Raw genomic sequence first — 18601 nt, 5'->3', positions numbered from 1 at the left:
TTTTATTTTGATTTAATATCACAACATAGAAATACAATTTTTTTTACATCTTTAAAAATTCAATTAATTTAGCGCCTGCAGGTGTATTAGTTTTAAAACAAATCAACAAACTACCTGTTTTAGCTTAAAATATTTTAAATTTAACATACAGATACTGGTTTGAACACATTTAGGAACGGTAAATTTAACCTTTCGGGAGAATCCCTAACAGATAATTTTGAATTATTGGTTAAGGCTTTAGATGCTTCCATTTCAGGGATTATCATAACAGATAATAACCAGCCTGATAATCCAATTGTTTATTGCAATAAGGCTTTCGAAAAAATTAGTGGCTATCAGCGTTCTGAGATTATTGGACATAATTGTCGCTTCCTCCAAAAAGATGATCGTGCGCAGCCCGCAAGGCAAAAGCTATCGGATTGTATTAAAATTGGGAGTGATTGTCTGGTAGAAATCAGAAATTATAGAAAGAATGGAGATTTATTCTGGAATGAACTTTACATGTCGCCAGTTAAAGATAAATCAGGCCATATAACACACTTTATAGGGGTACAGAACGACGTTACTGACAGAAAAAAAGCAGAGCAAGACCTTCGTCAGCAGAAAGATTTGATGGAGAAAAAGATAGAAGAGCGCACAGCAGAACTTCGTGATAGTGAGGCGTTTTTAAGCAGTATTATTCAAACCGTAAGGGAAAGTCTTCTGGTTCTGGACCCACAATTTAATGTAATTAGTGCAAACGGACATTTCTTGAAGACATTCAAAGTAAGTTCTGAAGAAACGGTTAACAAGCACCTTTATGAACTCGGCAATCATCAATGGGACATTCCTCAGCTGAAAGAATTGCTGGTAAAAATTCTTCCGACAAATAACCCTGTAGTCGATTTTGAAGTGGAGCATGATTTTCCGCATATAGGGCGAAAACTCATGTTGCTGAATGCTTATCGTGTCGAACTTGAGGGGCAGTACAAAGATCAGATATTACTGGCTATTGAAGACATCACAGACAGGCGGGAGATTGAGCGTAGAAAAGATGATTTTTTATCTATCGCCAGTCACGAATTAAAAACTCCTTTAACAACCATTAAAGGTTACATCCAGGCATTACAGCGCATGGTAAGTTCCGAAGCAGGCGAGCGCTTCAAGACTACACTGGATAAAGTAGCGGTTTATGTAGACCGTTTAAATAATCTGATAGCAGAACTGCTCGACGTATCGCGCATACAAAGTGGAAAAATAGAGCTTCATAAGACGCCCTTTAACTTTGATGCGATGATAGGCGAAACAATTGAAGCTATGCAAACTTCCACACCGTCGCATCATTTTATACTCAAAGGCAGTACCAATTCGCTCATTGAAGGAGATGAATCGCATTTGATACAGGTTGTTAATAATTTGCTTTCTAATGCCGTTAAATATTCGCCGGAATCGAAAGAAATTTTTATTCATTTATCAAGGGTAAGCGAGTATGTGAAAGTGTCTGTTACAGACCATGGCTTAGGTATTAGTATTGAAGATCAAAAGAAAGTTTTCGAACGGTTTTTTAGGGTCGGCGATGTACAAGAACGCTTTCCTGGCATGGGTATCGGCTTATACATTTGTGATCAGATAATTAAAAATCATAAGGGAACGTTATGGGTTGACAGTAAAAAAGGGGAGGGTTCTACTTTCAGTTTCACTTTACCAATAGGAGAAGGGCAGGCAAATGGAAATTAAAAAAATACTGGTTTGTGACGATGATGAGGGTATATTGGATATGCTTGCTTTAATTCTGGAAGAAACCGGACATGAAATATTACTGGAAAATAACAGCATGAATGTGTTATCCATTATAGAAACACAATCACCTGATTTAATTTTATTAGACTTATGGATGCCTGTAATATCCGGCGATCAATTGCTTAAAAGTATCCGCGCAAATTCCGATATGCATGATTTGCCTGTAATTGTAATTTCAGCCAGCAGGGATGGACGTAAAATAGCCCAGCAAGCGGGTGCATCAGCATATATTGCTAAACCATTTGATTATCAGGAGCTTATTGATTCTGTGGATGCGTGTTTGAGTGGGGATATTACGCATATGAGTAATACAATTTAAGGTTGTAATTAGTTAAAGGCGTCTTTGAGTATTAAATATTTTACTAATATTATTGGGAAATTTTGACCAATAAGAACGTCTGTTTAAAATAAATTGGCGATTATTAGTTATATTTGAAATCTTTAATAACGTCCATTACTAAAATTGATGAAACCCTTAAGCAAAGAGGATATTCAACGCGATATAGAAGCGATTGCTAAAATTCCTATCATATCCAATATTCTTGATGTCGTTTGTAAAACCACGGGTATGGGCTTTTCTGCCATTGCCAGGGTTACAGAAGATTATTGGATAGCTTGTGCAGTAAATGATAAGATTGGCTTTGGACTTACGGCCGGTGGGGAATTGAAACTGGATACAACGATTTGTAACGAAATTCGCGAGCATCATAAAAGCGTTGCCATTGACAATGTTAGCGAAGAAGAAGAATGGAAGGAGCATCATACACCCAGAATGTATGGCTTACAGAGTTATATATCAGTTCCTATCCTATTGAAAAACGGGCAATTCTTTGGTACATTATGTGCAATAGACCCTAACCCCGCAAAGGTAAATAATAAGCATACACTGGATACATTCCATCTTTTTGCCGATTTAATTTCTTTTCACTTAAGTGTATTAAATGATCTTTCTGATGCCAATAATGAAAACCAGAAGCAGCAGAAAGAAGGTGAATTGCGTGAACAGTTTATTGCCATGTTGGGGCACGACCTCCGCAATCCAGTAAATGCAATATCCAATGCTGTTCAGCTTCAGTTGAGGAGCAATATGGATGAAAGGAATCTTAAACTGGCGAAAATTATACAGGATGCAACAATGCGAACCAGGGGCCTAATCGACAATATTCTTGATTTTGCCAGGGGAAGGCTTGGCGGTGGCATTAATCTCGATTTTGATAATGCCCATGACCTGGAAACTACGTTGAAAGAGGTTGTCACCGAATTCACGATTACAGTGCCTGAAACGGAAATAAAACTTGAACTTGATTTGCAGAAACCCATTAAGGCAGATCATAAAAGGATCGCGCAACTATTTTCAAACTTATTGGGTAATGCTATTTCCCACGGGGAAAGTGGAAAACAAGTTTCAGTGTCGGCGAAATCGAATGAGCACGGTTTGGAACTTTGTATAACCAATCAGGGTAAACCTATTGATGAGGCTACGAAGGCGCATCTTTTCAAACCTTTTTCCAGGGGTAAAGTTAAGCACGGACAGGAAGGGCTTGGCCTCGGACTTTATATCGCCAGCGAAATTACGAAGGCACATGGTGGCGAAATTATTGTAAATTCTTCAAATCAGGCAACTTGTTTTACTGTAAAGTTACCGGTTGAGAAATAACACCGTCAAAACTGATTTTATAAAATCAGTTATTCTATAATAGCACAGTCAAATCTTTAAAATCTCTGTTTATAGGCTAACAATTGTCTTTTATATTTGTTGGATAAATTAAATAATAAAACAATTTATGATAGCAGTTAAAGGATATGCGGCACAGAGTGCTGAAACAGAACTTGCGCCCTGGAATTTTGAAAGAAGAGCAGTAGGTCCGCACGATGTGCAATTCGAAATACTTTTTTGTGGGGTATGCCATTCAGATCTTCATCAAATAAAAAATGACTGGTTTCCTGGTATTTTTCCAATGGTTCCGGGACATGAAATTGTAGGGCGTGTAGTGAATGTTGGTGATCATGTTACTAAATTCAAAGTCGGCGATCTTGCAGGTACTGGTTGCATGGTCGATTCCTGCCAGGTATGTGAAAACTGTAAGCAGGATTTAGAACAATATTGTTTGGAAGGAAATACCCAGACATACAATGGGCTTGAACGCGATGGGAAAACCCCTACATACGGCGGTTATTCCGATAGCATTGTCGTAAGAGAGGAATTTGTGCTCAAAATTTCTGATAAATTGGATTTGGCTGCTGTTGCGCCACTTTTGTGCGCTGGCATTACAACATACTCGCCACTACGTCATTGGAAGGTTGGAAAAGGCCATAAACTGGCGGTTCTTGGTTTAGGCGGACTTGGCCATATGGCCGTTAAATTCGGTGTGGCTTTTGGTGCGGAAGTAACCGTTTTGAGTACATCACCTAAAAAGGAAGAAGATGCAAAGAAATTAGGTGCACATCATTTTGTGGTTACAACAGACCCGGAACAAGTTAAAGCTGCAAGAGGAACCTTCGATTTTATCCTTGATACCGTATCTGCCGAACACGATTTCAATATGTATCTTTCCTTATTAAGAACTAATGGAACCCATATTTGTGTTGGTGTACCACCAAAGCCAGCAGAAATTGCAGCCTTCAGCTTGTTGGGCGGCAGAAAAAGCCTTGCCGGTTCTGGTATCGGGGGAATTAAAGAAACTCAGGAAATGCTCGACTTCTGTGCTGAAAATAATATTGTTTCAGATATTGAAATGATAGATATGAAGGACATCCATAATGCTTACGAAAGAATGGAAAAGGGTGATGTTCGTTACCGTTTTGTAATTGATATGGCAACATTGTAAATACATTTGCCATTTAATAAATCACAATCTAAACCCTCTAAACATTTGTTTTGAGGGTTTTTATCTACTAGCCAATTTTTGCCTGATGATGAAGATATTAAATGATAAGAAATTTCTCTTAATTTAAAGATACTGTATCAAAAAGATTTACACTGGCTCACTGAACAATTATATTTTGATACGTCGTCATTGCCAACCCGGCATATCGGGTTAATTGGGGATCCTAATGCTACTGCAGAGCGCTTTAAATTAGTTTCGCTGAGCAATCGTGGTTCCCGCCTGCGCGGGAATGACGGGAAAAGAAATAAAATTCTCGCCTTAAAGCAACATTTTACTTTTGATACAGGCACCTTTTTCTTATTCGCTATCCTCGTTTTTTATTCCTTTCAATAGGGCATAAATCGCCATTGAATGCCCGTGGCCCAAATCAAATTCCTGCTTTAACCAGGAAACAATTTCTCCGGCTTTAACGTTGGGTTTCAGCTGGCCATGCGCTGTAAAACCTTTCTCTTCTGCTTTTGACCTTAACTCAGCAGGGCCTAGGCCTGTTTTTTCTTTAATTGTTTTTAAATATCCCTGGAATGACATAGTTAATTTTTTAATGTTAGCTTTCTAAGCAAAACTAATTCAGAATCGATTAAATTTCATGTCCTTTACTGGACAAATAATGGTGCTGTTTAAGACATAATTAAAAAAAAGCTGTTTACATTGTTTGCAAACAGCTTTTGAATAAAATTCATGACCTTATTATAAGGTCTTTATTTTAATATTTCTCCATTGGCTCGAGCCTGGATGTTCTTGTAGAGCAATTTTTCCTTTTGCAACTTTAGCAAAATTTGCGAAAGCTCTATCTTTAAATTTGCTGTTTTCGACCAGTTTGTTCCATGCTTCACTTCCAATTTGACCATCGAACGTTTTTATTCCATTAAGGTAAAATGTAAGATGTCCTTTATTTTGAATTAACCTTACTTGGTTCCATTCGCCAACAGGTTTTGGCTTAGAAACTGTTGCATCGCCAGACATATCATATAAACAACCCGCTAAATGATTTTCTTTTTTGTTGTCGTCTGCATCAATATTATCCAATACCTGCATTTCAGGACCGGTTAAGTATGTCGCGCGGTATTTTGGTTGTTCCTGAATGTCGAAAATGATGCCACTGTTACCACCTTTAGATATTTTCCATTCGAGGTTTAGCTCATAGTTTTCGTATTCCTCATTTGTTACGATATCGCCGCCGCCGTTTCTCGGTTTACTTGGATCGAAAACGATTGCACCATCCTGAACAGTCCATTTGGAACCCACTGTATCCCGTAAATAAGTATGCCAACCGTTTGTTGTCTTGCCATCAAATAATAATTTCCAGCCTTTTTTTACTTCTTTTTTGGTTAATGTATTAGGCTTCTGGGCAATAGATACATTATAAAAGATTGTAAAAAGGAAAAAAATGAATAGTGCTTTTTTCATCAGAGTTTTGATTTTTATTTCGAAATTAACAATTGTTTTTCGAATATAATTATTTCTGATAAAATGCGTTTAAACTGTTACAAAACGATTTAGTAACGTACTTTATGCGATCAAAATTGAGCTTATCTTTTGATACATTATTTTATCATCAATAGGTTTATTCATATAGTCGTTTGCACCAACGCTGAATACCCTTTTTTTGCTTTCTTTCGTTATATCGGCAGTAATAACTATGATCGGTATATTCATTTTGTCTCTACCGGTTTCACCTTTCCTGATAGCAGTTATCGCTTCGTATCCATCCATTACCGGCATTTGCAAATCCATTAATATCATGTCAAAATGCTCTGTTTTCATCATCTCCAGGCATTCAGCGCCATTATTTGCCAGGCTAATTACTGTATTATTCCAATCCTCCAGCATCATCTGAATAATCATTTGATTCATCGGATTATCCTCAACAATTAATATTCTCTTTCCAGATAAATGGTCATCATCCTTAGGATACGTACTTATCGGAATTTCTTTTTTGATGACTACAGGATAATTAATTTCGATTTCACATGTCGTGCCTTCATCCGGCCTGCTATTGATGTTAATTTTACCATCATGTAAATCTACAAGAGCTTTAACGATGCTCAGCCCAATGCCGAAACCGCCAAATCTGCGCTTGTTATCTAATGTAGTTTGAGAAAACAAGCCAAAAATGGAATCCAGTTTTTCAGAAGGAATGCCAACACCTGTATCAGAAATTAATACGGTAAGCTTTAAGTTTCCATTGTTTAAGGATGATTTACTTTCGAATATAACGGAACCATGAGAGGTAAATTTGGCCGCGTTATTTATAAGGTTATAAATAATCTGTTCTAAGCGAACCGGGTCGCCAATGACCAAAGTATCAGCAGCTAGTGAAGTATGAAAGTGGAAAGTTAGACCTTTATCTTCAATTTGTTTTTTAGAAATGCTTGCCAGCCTATTTAAAATCTCATAGGGTTTGAACTCTGTTTTTTCCAATTCTAGCTCACCCTTTTCAACTTTTGAAAAATCAAGAATATCGTTAACTGACGATATTAAGCCATGCGATGCATACCTGATGACTTCGCAATTTGCCTTAACTTCTGGGTCCGTACTGTTATTCTCCATTATCGCGGCTAGGCCCAGAATTGCGTTAAGCGGGGTTCTTAATTCATGGCTCATGTTTGATAGAAAATACGACTTCACATCATTCATTTCTTCAGATTTTTGAAGCGCAATGGATTGAAGTTCTTCTTTTTTAGAGTTGAGCAATCGAATCCTGTTAGCCATTGATAATGAAAGTGCTACAATTTCTAATCCGATACCTGGTTTTGTAATGTTATCAGTAGAAAAATTCTCTGGAAAAACCCCGAAATTCATTAATATAGCAAACAATATGCATATAAATAGGATTGCAATACCCGCTGCGTAGAATACATCTAATGTTTGTTTTCTTTTAACAATAAAGAATATCGCCATAAAGATGAGTAACATGCCGATAAAGGTTAGCAGATTGATTGCAGGGTAAGAGTATTTTAAAAAGCCCGGCACAATAATAATAAGTACGAAAACAATACCTAACACGATGTATAATACCTGCAATAACCGAAATGTAGTATGGTTTTGTTCTTTCAGATCTAATACGACTTCACTATATTTTCCGAAGAAGTAGCAGCTAAATATAGCTGAAATAATTACCATATGAAGGTTTAGCCAAGAATAGCCTGTGCCGATGTATTGGTGATAAAAACCATCTAATGTGAACTGGCAAAGCCCGACAAAAAACACATATAACGAATAGTAAAGGAAAGAATTTTCTTTAAGTGCGATATAGAAGAAGAAATAGGTTATGGCGATGATTAAAAGTATCCCATAAAAAATACCCATTACGAGTTGATAGAAATAAGTTTCTTTAAGCAAGGTTTGCTGGCTTATTAAATATAATGGAAGCGTATTTTTTTCTCCATCATTTTTAATTTCAAGATACGCCTTTTTAGTTTGCCCGGCGGCCAACTCTATTTTAAAAAGTGTTTTTCTTGAAGCAACGCTTTTTCGGTCAAAGTCTAAATTATCCCCATTCAATTCTTTCTGCACTAATCCTTTTTCATCAATAAGGTATAAATTTGTGTTATCAGTTATGGGTTCTGACGTCTCCAGATAATATAGTACCGGAACCTTAAGACTGTTTTTAACTGCGAATTTAAGCCAATAATTATTACTGGTAAAACCAAGGTTGGCAAGTTTACCTTTTTGTTGCTTAAAATTCAGTTTGGCTGAATCTGAAATAACTCGTTGAAGGGATAGATTTCTATGTCCAACATCTGCAAGCGAAGAATAATTTAGAATAGAAATTTTGTCAGGAAGCTTACCTTCCTTAAAAACATATTGAGCTTGTACTTGGAAGCATAAAAAGCACAATACTAATGCTGCGGAGCGTAGTACTATTTTCAATAGGCGAAGATGTAATAATGAATGGATTTTGCTATTTACGCAAAGAAGCTATTAATAGTTCTAGATCTTGGATTTTATAAGGAAATATAGTATTTATACGTTTTCCTTTTGCAACAGGGCAGGTATTGTTTTAAGGATAAGCTTGATATCGTTGACAAAGCTTTGGTTTTTAGCATAAGTATTGTCTAACATTAATCTCTCCTCTTCACTCATTTCGCCTTTTCCTCGTTTTTCAACCTGCCACAACCCCGTTATTCCAGCAGGAGCCGCAAAACGGAGTACATATTTATCAGTTGTCAACTTTTCCGCCTCATATAAAGGAAGAGGCCTGTTTCCAACAATACTCATGTCGCCGATAATCACATTCCATAATTGAGGAAGTTCATCAATACTGGTATTTCTTATGAAGTTACCAACTTTAGTAATTCTGGGATCGTTTTTAATTTTGAAAAAGGCTGAACCTGAACTTGCCAGTTTAGAATATTTAAAGTCCTTCTCGCACCATTGAATATTGTCGGCATACAGCGGGTATTGACATTTACCTTCAGCAGCACATTGATTACAAAAAATTTCTTTCGTTCCAACTTCAGGATCTTTTTTGCCGGAATCAATATCATATTGATTCAGATGTTTTAAATCCTTAATGCGCTGGTCGGCATTAACAAACATGGAACGGAATTTATAAAATTTAAATACTTTAAAGCCTGTTCCCGCTCGTAAGGAATAATAAAACACAGGCCCTTTGGATTCTATTTTTATAAGGATATAAATGATTAAAAATAAAGGGGAAAGGAAAAATAAAGCCATCCCAGCAAAAAAAATGTCAAATACACGCTTTGCAAAACCAATATTTTTTATCTGAGGCACTTCCGATTTTATGTTATCCTTTAGCAGTGACCAGTTAGTTATTAAAAAATTAATTCTTTTTTCAATCCGTTTAGTTTTTAGAGGAAAACGGAACACATCGGATATGCCTGCAGAAAGAGCAAGTTTCCTTAAATTCGGATTAAAATAATTTACAACTAAGAAAAAAGGTACTACCGGGAGTTCCTTCTTTTTTAATGCTTCAACTAAAGCAAGCCCTGAAGGAGCCATGATTTCGCTGTAGGAGATGATGGCAACTATGTTTAAATTTTGCTCGGACCAGGCATGCGCCATTTTCATACCGTTTTCAAAATGAAGAATTTGGTTTTCTCCCAAATTGCAGTTGTCGAACACTTCTGCAAGAGCATCTTCAAAGCCGACCAGAGCTACTATTGGCATATCGGAAAGAGCGTTTATTTTTTCACTCATAATGTTAAATACTCAATTTTCCCATTCTCCGTAAAACAACTCTAATCCTGGCTTCTAGTTCTGCAGGGTTAAAAGGTTTTACAATAAAATCGTCTGCTCCTGCATCTAAACATTGAATTCTTTTGTCGGAGCTTTCTTCACCGGAAAGGATTATTATAGGAACTGAATTAAAAAAATCACTTACTTTAACCTGTTCAACCAATTGTAGGCCATTAAGCTTAGGCGTATTTAAATCTGCGATAATTAAATCAGGGATGTTTCCGTTCTGTAAAAAGGATAAGGCATCCATTCCATTGGATCTTATGTCAATATCATATGTAGAACTCAAAATCTCTTCGAGGATAGCCTGCATAAAAACATCATCTTCGACGATTAAAACTTTGATTTTTCGTATAGCGGATAAATTCATTTTCCGGAAAGTATTTTAAATGATAGCATAATATAACGTAAAAAAAAGGTATTAGGTTTTGAAAAGCCTTTTAAATGTGCCAAATTTAAGTTGATTAGCTGATATCCAAATCCAATATTTTGTTTGTTAACAAATTTTAATCCATAATTATATTTTGGAAATAATTTTGAAAAGGTAAAATCCATTAAATTATTAAATCTGGTTTGAATTTTTTATTGAAAATCGTGGTACAAATAAAATCCATTTTTTTGTCGGGCGTTAATAGTCATATACTTCTTTAAAATTGTAACTGCATGCTTGCGGTTCACATTATTATAATACCAATTGTAGTATACAAACCTATGAAGAAAACAGGTGATATTAGTACAATAATATAAAAAAGCATTTTAAATCCAAATGAGGGAGATTTAAAAATAGGAGGAGGAGATTTTTTTTTTGACAAATAGAAGTTTAACATGCTTCTAAAATCAGTAAAATCGGATATGGTGCATTTTTTTTTGACGAAACGACATCCATTTCTAACAAATTATTAAAAATAAATTATAATATATTTTTTTCAATTTTAAACGCATATCTTTAATCTCTTTTACTTCGGTCTTTTATATAATAGCATCTAAAAGATGGAGCAAATTTTTTTAGTAAAAGTTAAACGCTCTTCTAGGCTGAAGCCTTGAATTAATATCATTGAAAAATATGAGTATATCCTTATTTTCATTTAATCATAATCAATTAAACCGCCTCTTTCCATTTTACTTAATTATCAATAAGGATTTGGTGATAGAATCTTATGGAAGTAATTTCGAAAAACTAAATCTAGATTTAACCAGCAAATCATTTTTCGAATGTTTTACAATTAAGGGTTCTGAAAGTGAATTAAAAGATTTCAGTTCAGTTAAATCTTTCAATGGTCAATTACTGGATTTAAAATCGGTTGAGAATCCAAACCTCTCATTTAATGGAGATTTCGAATTTTTGGACGCTACATCAATTTTTATATTCGCTGGTATCACCCATAAGGATCTTGAGGAGATCAATACTACGGAACAAATCTTACAAAAACAGACTGATCAGCTTCTAATTCTATCGCAAATTGCTGAAGTTAATACCAATACGGTTATAATTACTGATAATTCAGATCGCATCACCTGGGTTAATCAAAGTTTTACAAAAATGACGGGTTACAGTTTTGATGAAGCCGTTGGCCAAAAACCTGAACACCTTTTGCATGGACCAGATACAAGCCAGGAAACTTTAAATTATTTAAATGAGTGCGTTTCTAACGGTAAATCATTTAATGCAGATATTTATAATTATTCAAAATCTGGAAAACCGTATTGGGGAAGGGTTAAAGGTCAGGCCATTCATAATCAAAAAGGCGAACTGACGGGGTTTTTTGCACTTATCGAAGACATTACAAATGAAAAAGAAGTTCGGGAACGTCGCGAAGAGTCTGAAAATCGTTTCAGGATAGCGTTGGAGAAAATAGGGAATGTTTGGGAGCACGATTTCGTTACGGGTAAAACTTTTTTCTCAAAAACAAATAATGAATTCTGGGGATATGAAGAACACGAGCTCAGCCAAAGTGATTCCAACTGGTGGGATAGTGTGCATAAGGAAGACTTAAATTTATTAGTTTCCAGTTTTAAAAAGTATAAGCGGGGAAGCATTGATACTCATAATGAAGAATATCGCATTATACATAAGAATAACGATGTAAAGTGGGTTTTAGATCGCGGTGTAGTCATCGAAAAAGACGAAAGGGGCAGACCGCTACGTGTTATTGGTACACATACGGATATAACACCGATTAAACGGACAGAACAGGAGTTAGAACAACGCCTTAAAATATTTAAGTCTTTATCCGAAAATATTCCAGGCGTTATTTACGAATATGAGTACAGAGCCGACGGTACGGATGGCTTGAGGTACATCAGTCCGGCAATAGAACGGGTTTTCGGAATAACCGCCGATGAGTTCTGGAACCAGAAATACATTGCACCAAAAGATCAGGAACGAATTAACCTGAAACAAATGCATAGTAGGGAGACACTGGAACCGTTTTACGATGAAACTGAAATTACCATCCCGGGATTAAGTACCAGGTGGTATGCTGTCCATTCTTCTTATTCTTATACGGATCAGAACAATTCGAAAGTTTTTTCTGGTTTTATGGCCGATATTACCGAGCGAAAGAGCATTGAAGAATCATTAAGAATAAATGAAGAGAAGTACCGAAGTATTTTAGCGAATATGAAGCTTGGATTACTTGAGGTAGATAACGACGGTATAATAACTTATGCTAACAATAGCTTTTGTCACATGAGCGGCTATTCAATGCCGGAATTAATTGGAGAGAGAGCCAAAGATTTATTTCATTTTGATGCAAAAGCCGGCAAAGATACCAACAAAAAAAGGAATCATGAAAGCGGACTTGCAGATGCATATGAAGTCGAAACCAGGGATAAAGCGGGAAATATAAAATGGTGGTTAATTAGTGAAGGTCCAAGATATAACGACAAAGCTGAATTGGTTGGATCGATTGGTATCCACTTAGATATTACAGAACAGAAAAGTCAGGAAACTGAACTGGTTGTAGCAAGAATTGAAGCAGAACAATCTGCCCATTCAAAAGAAATTTTCCTGGCAAATATGAGCCACGAAATAAGAACGCCAATGAATGCAATTATGAGCATGGCAAATCAACTGGCTAAAACAAAGCTGGAACCTCAGCAAGAATTTTATCTGGAAACGATTCATACTGCTTCAAAAAGTTTATTGGTTATCATTAATGATGTACTCGATTTATCAAAAATTGATGCTGGTAAACTGAGTTTAGAAAATATAGGATTTAACCTTATAGATGTATTACAAAATGCAATGCAGGTAATTACACATAAGGGAGAGGAGAAGGGGCTGGATTTAAACAACTTCTATTTTGACGGAAATATAGCACAAGTTTTAATAGGCGATCCATACCGGCTTAACCAGGTATTACTTAATTTAATGACAAATGCGGTCAAGTTTACCGAAAGGGGCTCGGTAGATTTAAATTGTCGTGTAATAGCCGACAAACCAACCTCACAGGTTATTCATATTTCTGTTGTCGATACTGGAATAGGAATGGAGCCAGGTTTTGTGAAACATTTATTTGATAAATTTAGTCAGGAAAGTGAATCGGTAAGCAGGAAATACGGCGGTACAGGCTTGGGCATGAGTATTTGTAAGGAACTTATTGAACAAATGGGGGGAGAAATTTTTGTTGATAGTAAGAAAGGTTTAGGTACCACAATCTCATTTGTTTTAGAATTGCAAAAAGGCGCATCAGCAGATATGCCGGAAAGGGAAGAAACTTCATTTAATGAAAATTTCCTTGTTGGCAGGAAGATTTTGGTTACGGATGACAATGATTTGAATCGGTTGGTGGCCTCAATCTTGTTATTAGATTATGGAGCAACCGTAATGGTTGCAGAAAACGGTGAAATTGCACTGGAAATGATTGCAAAAGAAACATTCGATGTTGTGCTTATGGACATCCAGATGCCGGTTATGAATGGTTTTGAAGCAACCAGGAAAATAAGAAGTTTGGGAGATTCCATTCCCATTATTGCACTAACCGCATCAGCAATTAAAGGAGAACGTGAAAAATGTATAGATGCCGGTATGAATGACTACATAACCAAGCCGATTAATGAAGAAGAATTTTTAAAAACGATAGATAGGTGGATTGTAAGTGACAACAATGCTGATATAAAATTTGATACCCGGGAAGTGGAAAAAACAATAGAAAACAATGAATCACTTTATGACTTGTCTGGCTTAAGGACGATTAGTAAAGGCAGGGAAGCATTTGTAAGGAAAATGGTCGACATATTTTGTGAACAAACACCACTAAGTGTGAAGGAAATGATAGATGCCTACCATTCCAATGATTTAATGCAAATGGGCGCGATAGCACATAAATTAAAATCGAATGTGGATAATCTTAGTATTTTTTCATTACAGAAAACCATAAGAGATATAGAAACAGCTGGTAGTGAGCGGTATAATGATGCTGCTTTGCCTGCTCAGCTGAATCAGACACAAATAATTATTTCAAAGGTAATCGAAAAACTGAGGGAGGAATTTCCTAATGAAGAGTAATAGATAATCATATAATTTTACATGAATAGTTTACCAACTATTCATGTAAATCTTATCAAATTAAATTACTTTCTTATTTATCAGGTAATTTTTTACGCTATTTAGCGCGGTACTTCTGCTGGCCCTGATCGCAGATTTTAGAGTTTCAGTACTAACGCCTAATCTTGCTGCCCAGTATTTTCTCTCCTGTTCATCGGCTACTACAATAAATTCGTCGTTTGAATTCACTGTAAATTGTTGGTTCATCATATTTTAATTTTATATATATGATAAACATCCGTTGTATTTGTTTGGTTTGAGGTTATTTAATTTTTTCTGTAACATCATAATAGATTGACTGCATCAGATCACGACAATATTTCGTCGATTCTGCCAAGTTCCTGACTGGTAAACGAAATATTATTCAAGGCCTGAACGGCATCTAAAATCTGTTCCGCTTTACTGGCACCAATTAAAACTGAGGTTACCCGTTCATCTTTAAGCAACCAGGAGATTGCCATCTGCGCCAGTTTTTGGTTTCTGGATTTTGCAACCTCATTTAGCTTAGCAATTTTTGAAAGCGTTTCAGCTGTTAAACTGCTTTCATTTAGAAATATGCCACTTGTCGCAATTCTTGAATCTGCGGGAACACCATGGAGGTATTTATCAGTTAATAATCCTTGTGCTAAAGGTGAAAAAGGTATGCAGCCAACACCATTTTCTTTAAGTATATCGATTAATCCATTTTCGACCCAGCGTTCAAACATGGAATATTTAGGTTGATGAATTAAACATGGTGTTCCCATTTCTCTAAGCATTTTAATGGCTTTTTCTGCATCAGTCGCCTGATAGTTGGAGATGCCAACGTATAAGGCTTTGCCTTGTTGTACCATTAAACTCAATGCAGCCATCGTTTCTTCAAGAGGTGTTTCCGGATCCGGACGATGGTGATAAAAAATATCCACATAATCCAGTTTCATTCTTTTTAAACTCTGGTCTAAACTGGACACCAAATATTTTTTTGAACCCCAGTCTCCATATGGACCGTCCCACATCGTATAACCTGCCTTGGTAGAAACGATGATTTCATCCCGGTAACTCTTAAAATTTTCTTCCAATATTTTGCCAAAAGTTTCTTCAGCTGAACCCGGTGGCGGCCCATAATTATTGGCCAGATCAAAATGGGTAATTCCCTTACTAAAGGCGGTGGCAATCAGCCTCCTGCTGTTTTCATAAACATTTACATGGCCGAAGTTGTGCCATAGGCCAAGTGATATTGCGGGTAGTTTCAATCCGCTTTCACCGCATTGGCGATAAATCATCGACTTGTAACGGTTTGTTAAATCTATATTGTTCATTTTAATGGTCCTGATTAGCTTAGTTTCGTCGCTTCAAATTAAAGCAAAATATAAATGGTAACTGGGCTACTTTACATTTTCTCTGATGAATATTTGTGGATTATAATAGCGTTCGTTGAGTTGGGTTCTATTCATAGTCAGCCAGCTTGCGCAGCCGTAATCATCAAACTTCTTGCGTATTTCTAAATGAAGGTGATGGTAATCTCCACCATACTTTTTGCTTTCGTCTTTTGTAAATAGTCGGGCTAATTTGGTCTTTTCATCCACTTGTTGCCCATTGCTTACATAAACCTCTTTTAAATGTTTATAGCTTGTAAACATCGTTTTTCCATCTTTCAAAGTATGTCTTACCACAACCGTCTTTTGGTTTTCGCCTAAATGAACGGAGCAAACAACACCATTGGCCATCGCATAAACAGGAATTAACTTCGTTTTAGATTTTGCAGGATTAACATCTATAGCAGTATGGATATGGCCTTTGTAATAACTATCGCGATGATCGCCAAAAATGCTAATGATTTTAATATTGCTGATTTTTTTGCGATCACTTACATCAAATGGCAGAAACCAGTTTTCTGCATTTTTTTGAGGTTTTACATCGGAGTAATAGGGCTTCCATCTATCCCTGTCTTTTTCAATAGTTGGCGTTTCGAATATTGAAAAAGTAAATAGGAAAAAAAGTATAAACTTCATCAGATTTTTAATTTAAGACAAGATAATATTAATTATTAAGATACCTTATTATTGTTATTTATAGCTATAATGAGGTCTTTTTAAGCTCAATAACGGTAATCTCTGGCCAGATTCCAATTCTGCCCGAAAAACCCAAGAAGCCAAAACCCCTGTTCACATTTAAATATCTTCCGTTTTCAAATTTTATGCCTCCCCAATGTTTATAACGATATTTAACCGGGCTCCATTTGATGCCAAACGCTTCAATACCGAATTGCATTCCGTGAGTATGGCCAGCTAATGCAAGCTGAATTTTTGACGGATTATTTTTTACCTGTGCCTCCCAATGCGATGGATCGTGAGATAGCAATACCTTAAAGTCGTTTACATTTGTGCCAGCTAAAGCTTTAGCTAAATCGCCACGTTCCCCAAATCCAAGTCCCCAGTTTTCGATACCCGCAAGAATAATTTTTTCCCCATTTTTGGTTAATTCTACATGTTCATCCAATAGTAGTTTAAATCCAAGTTTAGCATGGTAGCTTTTTAACTGCTGTAAATTTTTAATCTTATCCGCTTCTGATGGCCATTTGATATAGTCGCCATAATCATGATTGCCCAATACAGAAAATTGGCCGAATGGTGCTTTTATTTGCGAGAAATGGCCAATATAGGGTACGATCTCCGAAGCAGCATTATTTACCAAATCGCCGGTGAAAACAAACAGATCACTTTTCTGAGCATTAATCAAGTCGATGCCCTTTTGTACTTGCTTTGGTTTAGTAAAACTTCCAGCGTGAACGTCGGAGATTTGCGTAATGGTGAATCCATCAAAGCTATCTGGTAAATCATTGAAATAAAGGGTATGTTTAATCACCCTGTAGGCGTATTTGCCTCTCGTTATACCAAATATGAACAATAAAACGGTAAGGCAGAACATCACAAAGGCGAAATCGACCCAATAGATACTTCTCCCCAAAACCTGAAATCCGTTTGGCTGAAAGTTTGAGTATATCGAAAGAACTAACCGAAATAAATCTCCAACGAGCAGAAAAAAAGCAAAAACGATTTCGGCGGTCAATACGATTAAAAATGTATGCGTAATAATCTGGAAAAATTTACCCATTCCATTTGTCCGCATTTGTGTAATCGCAAAAAAAAGGGCAACTGTTAATCCAATTATCAATACCCAAAAAAATGGAGCCAGTAGCGAAGAGCGGTTAAGCGTTCCGAAACCTGAAAGCACATAAGAATTAAGTGCAAAAAACAGAATAACTATGGCAAGTATGGGTAAGAAATTAATCTTTCGTTTCATAAGAAAAATGCAGTAAAGAGGCAAAAGTAAATTTTAAACGTGGGCTTAGCTACTTAATTTTCAAGCTGCAATTATTTTTACGGTGCTTTGATTAATTGTGTTCTTCAATTTTGGTCCATTTGATCATACTGGAAGGAGATGATCTAATGTGAAAGGCCTGATAAGAAATGTTTCTTGCCAGCAGTTAAAAATTTTTAAAAATCTTTTGCAAAGCATTAGCAATTCAGTTATAATTACTGGTGGAAGAATATTATTTTCATCATGTTTTTAGTTATCTATAGATGAAAAAACCCGATACATACTTGGCGTATACATATTGATCAAAATTATATTTAAAATGCGTTTAATGTGGTAACGAGTTATGCTAACGGAACTCGTATTTGCATATTTCATAATTGTACTTAATTTATTAGCTTTGTGCAAATATGCTATCCAAAAAAACAAAATATGCCATTAAAGCACTTGTTGCGCTTGGTAAAAATGTAGAAAAACCGCCTATGCAAATCTCAAAGATTGCAGAGGAAGAGCATATCCCGAAGAAATTCCTGGAACAGATTCTATTGGATTTACGTAATGCCGGCTTTCTCTACAGCAAAAAAGGCGCCGGAGGGGGTTATAGCCTCAATAAGAAGCCTGAAGACATTCTACTGGTTCAGGTAATGCGTGTAACGGATGGACCAATTGCGATGGTTCCTTGCGCAAGCTTAAACTTTTACCACAAATGTGATGAATGTGTAGATGAAAAAACCTGCGGCATCAGAAGCGCATTCATCGATGTCAGAGATGCAACACTTAAAGTATTAAGTGAAACCAGCATTGCTGATGTAATTGGAAGAGAAGATACTTTGAAATTAAGTATCGATAGTCTATAAAATAATCTTCTAATATTCAGTACAAT

15 protein-coding genes are annotated in these 18601 nt (G+C 36.1%); 6 read left to right on the top strand and 9 right to left on the bottom strand.

What is annotated here, in order from left to right; genetic code table 11:
- The first annotated feature begins 159 nt into the window (after positions 1 to 159).
- The 4 genes from ASF92_RS10440 (at position 160) to ASF92_RS10425 (ending at position 4607) form a co-directional block, all read left to right on the top strand.
- Positions 160 to 1716 carry a PAS domain-containing protein gene (locus ASF92_RS10440; RefSeq protein ID WP_056092056.1) on the top strand — a complete coding sequence of 519 codons (1557 nt, stop codon included), beginning with the start codon at positions 160 to 162 and terminating at the stop codon, positions 1714 to 1716.
- Positions 1706 to 2098, top strand: a complete 393-nt coding sequence (locus ASF92_RS10435; RefSeq protein WP_056092054.1) for a PleD family two-component system response regulator — start codon at positions 1706 to 1708, stop codon at positions 2096 to 2098. The genes ASF92_RS10440 and ASF92_RS10435 overlap by 11 nt, the downstream gene beginning before the upstream one ends.
- 147 nt (positions 2099 to 2245) lie before the next feature.
- Positions 2246 to 3436 carry a GAF domain-containing sensor histidine kinase gene (locus tag ASF92_RS10430; protein ID WP_056092050.1) on the top strand — a complete coding sequence of 397 codons (1191 nt, stop codon included), beginning with the start codon at positions 2246 to 2248 and terminating at the stop codon, positions 3434 to 3436.
- A gap of 127 nt (positions 3437 to 3563) precedes the next feature.
- Entirely contained in the window at positions 3564 to 4607 is a 1044-nt protein-coding gene (locus ASF92_RS10425) for an NAD(P)-dependent alcohol dehydrogenase (RefSeq protein ID WP_056092047.1), read from the top strand.
- A gap of 357 nt (positions 4608 to 4964) precedes the next feature.
- On the opposite strand, the gene ASF92_RS10420 is transcribed toward ASF92_RS10425, so the two are convergent.
- The 5 genes from ASF92_RS10420 to ASF92_RS10400 all read right to left on the bottom strand — a co-directional run bounded on the left by ASF92_RS10420 (position 4965) and on the right by ASF92_RS10400 (position 10242).
- Complete coding sequence (locus ASF92_RS10420) at positions 4965 to 5195, bottom strand: DUF4287 domain-containing protein (RefSeq protein ID WP_056092044.1); 231 nt, start codon at positions 5193 to 5195, stop codon at positions 4965 to 4967.
- Positions 5196 to 5354: 159 nt separating this feature from the next.
- Complete coding sequence (locus tag ASF92_RS10415) at positions 5355 to 6074, bottom strand: DUF1080 domain-containing protein (RefSeq protein ID WP_056092040.1); 720 nt, start codon at positions 6072 to 6074, stop codon at positions 5355 to 5357.
- 102 nt (positions 6075 to 6176) lie between these two features.
- Positions 6177 to 8540: a hybrid sensor histidine kinase/response regulator gene (locus tag ASF92_RS10410; RefSeq protein ID WP_082489530.1), complete on the bottom strand. Its 2364-nt coding sequence runs from the start codon at positions 8538 to 8540 to the stop codon at positions 6177 to 6179.
- 93 nt (positions 8541 to 8633) lie between these two features.
- The gene (locus ASF92_RS21390) at positions 8634 to 9833 is read right to left on the bottom strand and encodes a sugar transferase (protein WP_056092034.1); all 1200 of its coding nucleotides are present in this window, start codon (positions 9831 to 9833) and stop codon (positions 8634 to 8636) included.
- Between the two features lie 4 nt (positions 9834 to 9837).
- Complete coding sequence (locus ASF92_RS10400) at positions 9838 to 10242, bottom strand: response regulator transcription factor (RefSeq protein ID WP_056092030.1); 405 nt, start codon at positions 10240 to 10242, stop codon at positions 9838 to 9840.
- A 693-nt stretch (positions 10243 to 10935) separates the two neighbouring features.
- On the opposite strand from ASF92_RS10400, the gene ASF92_RS10390 reads away from it, so the two are divergent.
- A complete protein-coding gene (locus ASF92_RS10390; protein WP_056092024.1) occupies positions 10936 to 14382 on the top strand; it encodes a PAS domain-containing hybrid sensor histidine kinase/response regulator in 3447 nt (1148 codons plus the stop codon).
- A gap of 60 nt (positions 14383 to 14442) precedes the next feature.
- Here ASF92_RS10390 and ASF92_RS10385 read toward each other — a convergent pair whose 3' ends face one another.
- The 4 genes from ASF92_RS10385 to ASF92_RS10370 all read right to left on the bottom strand — a co-directional run bounded on the left by ASF92_RS10385 (position 14443) and on the right by ASF92_RS10370 (position 17703).
- Positions 14443 to 14631 (bottom strand): DUF3606 domain-containing protein, encoded by a 189-nt coding sequence (locus ASF92_RS10385; RefSeq protein WP_056092021.1) that lies wholly within the window; start codon positions 14629 to 14631, stop codon positions 14443 to 14445.
- A gap of 98 nt (positions 14632 to 14729) precedes the next feature.
- Complete coding sequence (mgrA, locus tag ASF92_RS10380; protein WP_056092017.1) at positions 14730 to 15719, bottom strand: L-glyceraldehyde 3-phosphate reductase; 990 nt, start codon at positions 15717 to 15719, stop codon at positions 14730 to 14732.
- A 66-nt stretch (positions 15720 to 15785) separates the two neighbouring features.
- Positions 15786 to 16412: a M23 family metallopeptidase gene (locus ASF92_RS10375; protein ID WP_056092013.1), complete on the bottom strand. Its 627-nt coding sequence runs from the start codon at positions 16410 to 16412 to the stop codon at positions 15786 to 15788.
- Between the two features lie 64 nt (positions 16413 to 16476).
- Entirely contained in the window at positions 16477 to 17703 is a 1227-nt protein-coding gene (locus tag ASF92_RS10370) for a metallophosphoesterase (RefSeq protein ID WP_056092012.1), read from the bottom strand.
- A gap of 425 nt (positions 17704 to 18128) precedes the next feature.
- Here ASF92_RS10370 and ASF92_RS10365 point away from each other — a divergent pair, with 425 nt between their 5' ends.
- Positions 18129 to 18575 (top strand): Rrf2 family transcriptional regulator, encoded by a 447-nt coding sequence (locus ASF92_RS10365; RefSeq protein WP_056092009.1) that lies wholly within the window; start codon positions 18129 to 18131, stop codon positions 18573 to 18575.
- Positions 18576 to 18601: the final 26 nt, after the last annotated feature.

It is taken from the genome of Pedobacter sp. Leaf176 (genome assembly GCF_001424305.1).
GTDB lineage: Bacteria > Bacteroidota > Bacteroidia > Sphingobacteriales > Sphingobacteriaceae > Pedobacter.
The sequence above is the reverse complement of the archived record's forward strand: the minus strand, read 5'-3'. Positions and strand labels throughout refer to the sequence as shown.

Coding starts and splice junctions, on each gene's coding strand:
- ASF92_RS10435 (WP_056092054.1), top strand. CDS start 1,706: ATGGAAATTAAAAAAATACTGGTTTGTGACGATGATGAGGGTATATTG.
- ASF92_RS10430 (WP_056092050.1), top strand. CDS start 2,246: ATGAAACCCTTAAGCAAAGAGGATATTCAACGCGATATAGAAGCGATT.
- ASF92_RS10425 (WP_056092047.1), top strand. CDS start 3,564: ATGATAGCAGTTAAAGGATATGCGGCACAGAGTGCTGAAACAGAACTT.
- ASF92_RS10420 (WP_056092044.1), bottom strand. CDS start 5,195: ATGTCATTCCAGGGATATTTAAAAACAATTAAAGAAAAAACAGGCCTA.
- ASF92_RS10415 (WP_056092040.1), bottom strand. CDS start 6,074: ATGAAAAAAGCACTATTCATTTTTTTCCTTTTTACAATCTTTTATAAT.
- ASF92_RS21390 (WP_056092034.1), bottom strand. CDS start 9,833: ATGAGTGAAAAAATAAACGCTCTTTCCGATATGCCAATAGTAGCTCTG.
- ASF92_RS10400 (WP_056092030.1), bottom strand. CDS start 10,242: ATGAATTTATCCGCTATACGAAAAATCAAAGTTTTAATCGTCGAAGAT.
- ASF92_RS10390 (WP_056092024.1), top strand. CDS start 10,936: ATGAGTATATCCTTATTTTCATTTAATCATAATCAATTAAACCGCCTC.
- ASF92_RS10385 (WP_056092021.1), bottom strand. CDS start 14,631: ATGATGAACCAACAATTTACAGTGAATTCAAACGACGAATTTATTGTA.
- mgrA (WP_056092017.1), bottom strand. CDS start 15,719: ATGAACAATATAGATTTAACAAACCGTTACAAGTCGATGATTTATCGC.
- ASF92_RS10375 (WP_056092013.1), bottom strand. CDS start 16,412: ATGAAGTTTATACTTTTTTTCCTATTTACTTTTTCAATATTCGAAACG.
- ASF92_RS10370 (WP_056092012.1), bottom strand. CDS start 17,703: ATGAAACGAAAGATTAATTTCTTACCCATACTTGCCATAGTTATTCTG.
- ASF92_RS10365 (WP_056092009.1), top strand. CDS start 18,129: ATGCTATCCAAAAAAACAAAATATGCCATTAAAGCACTTGTTGCGCTT.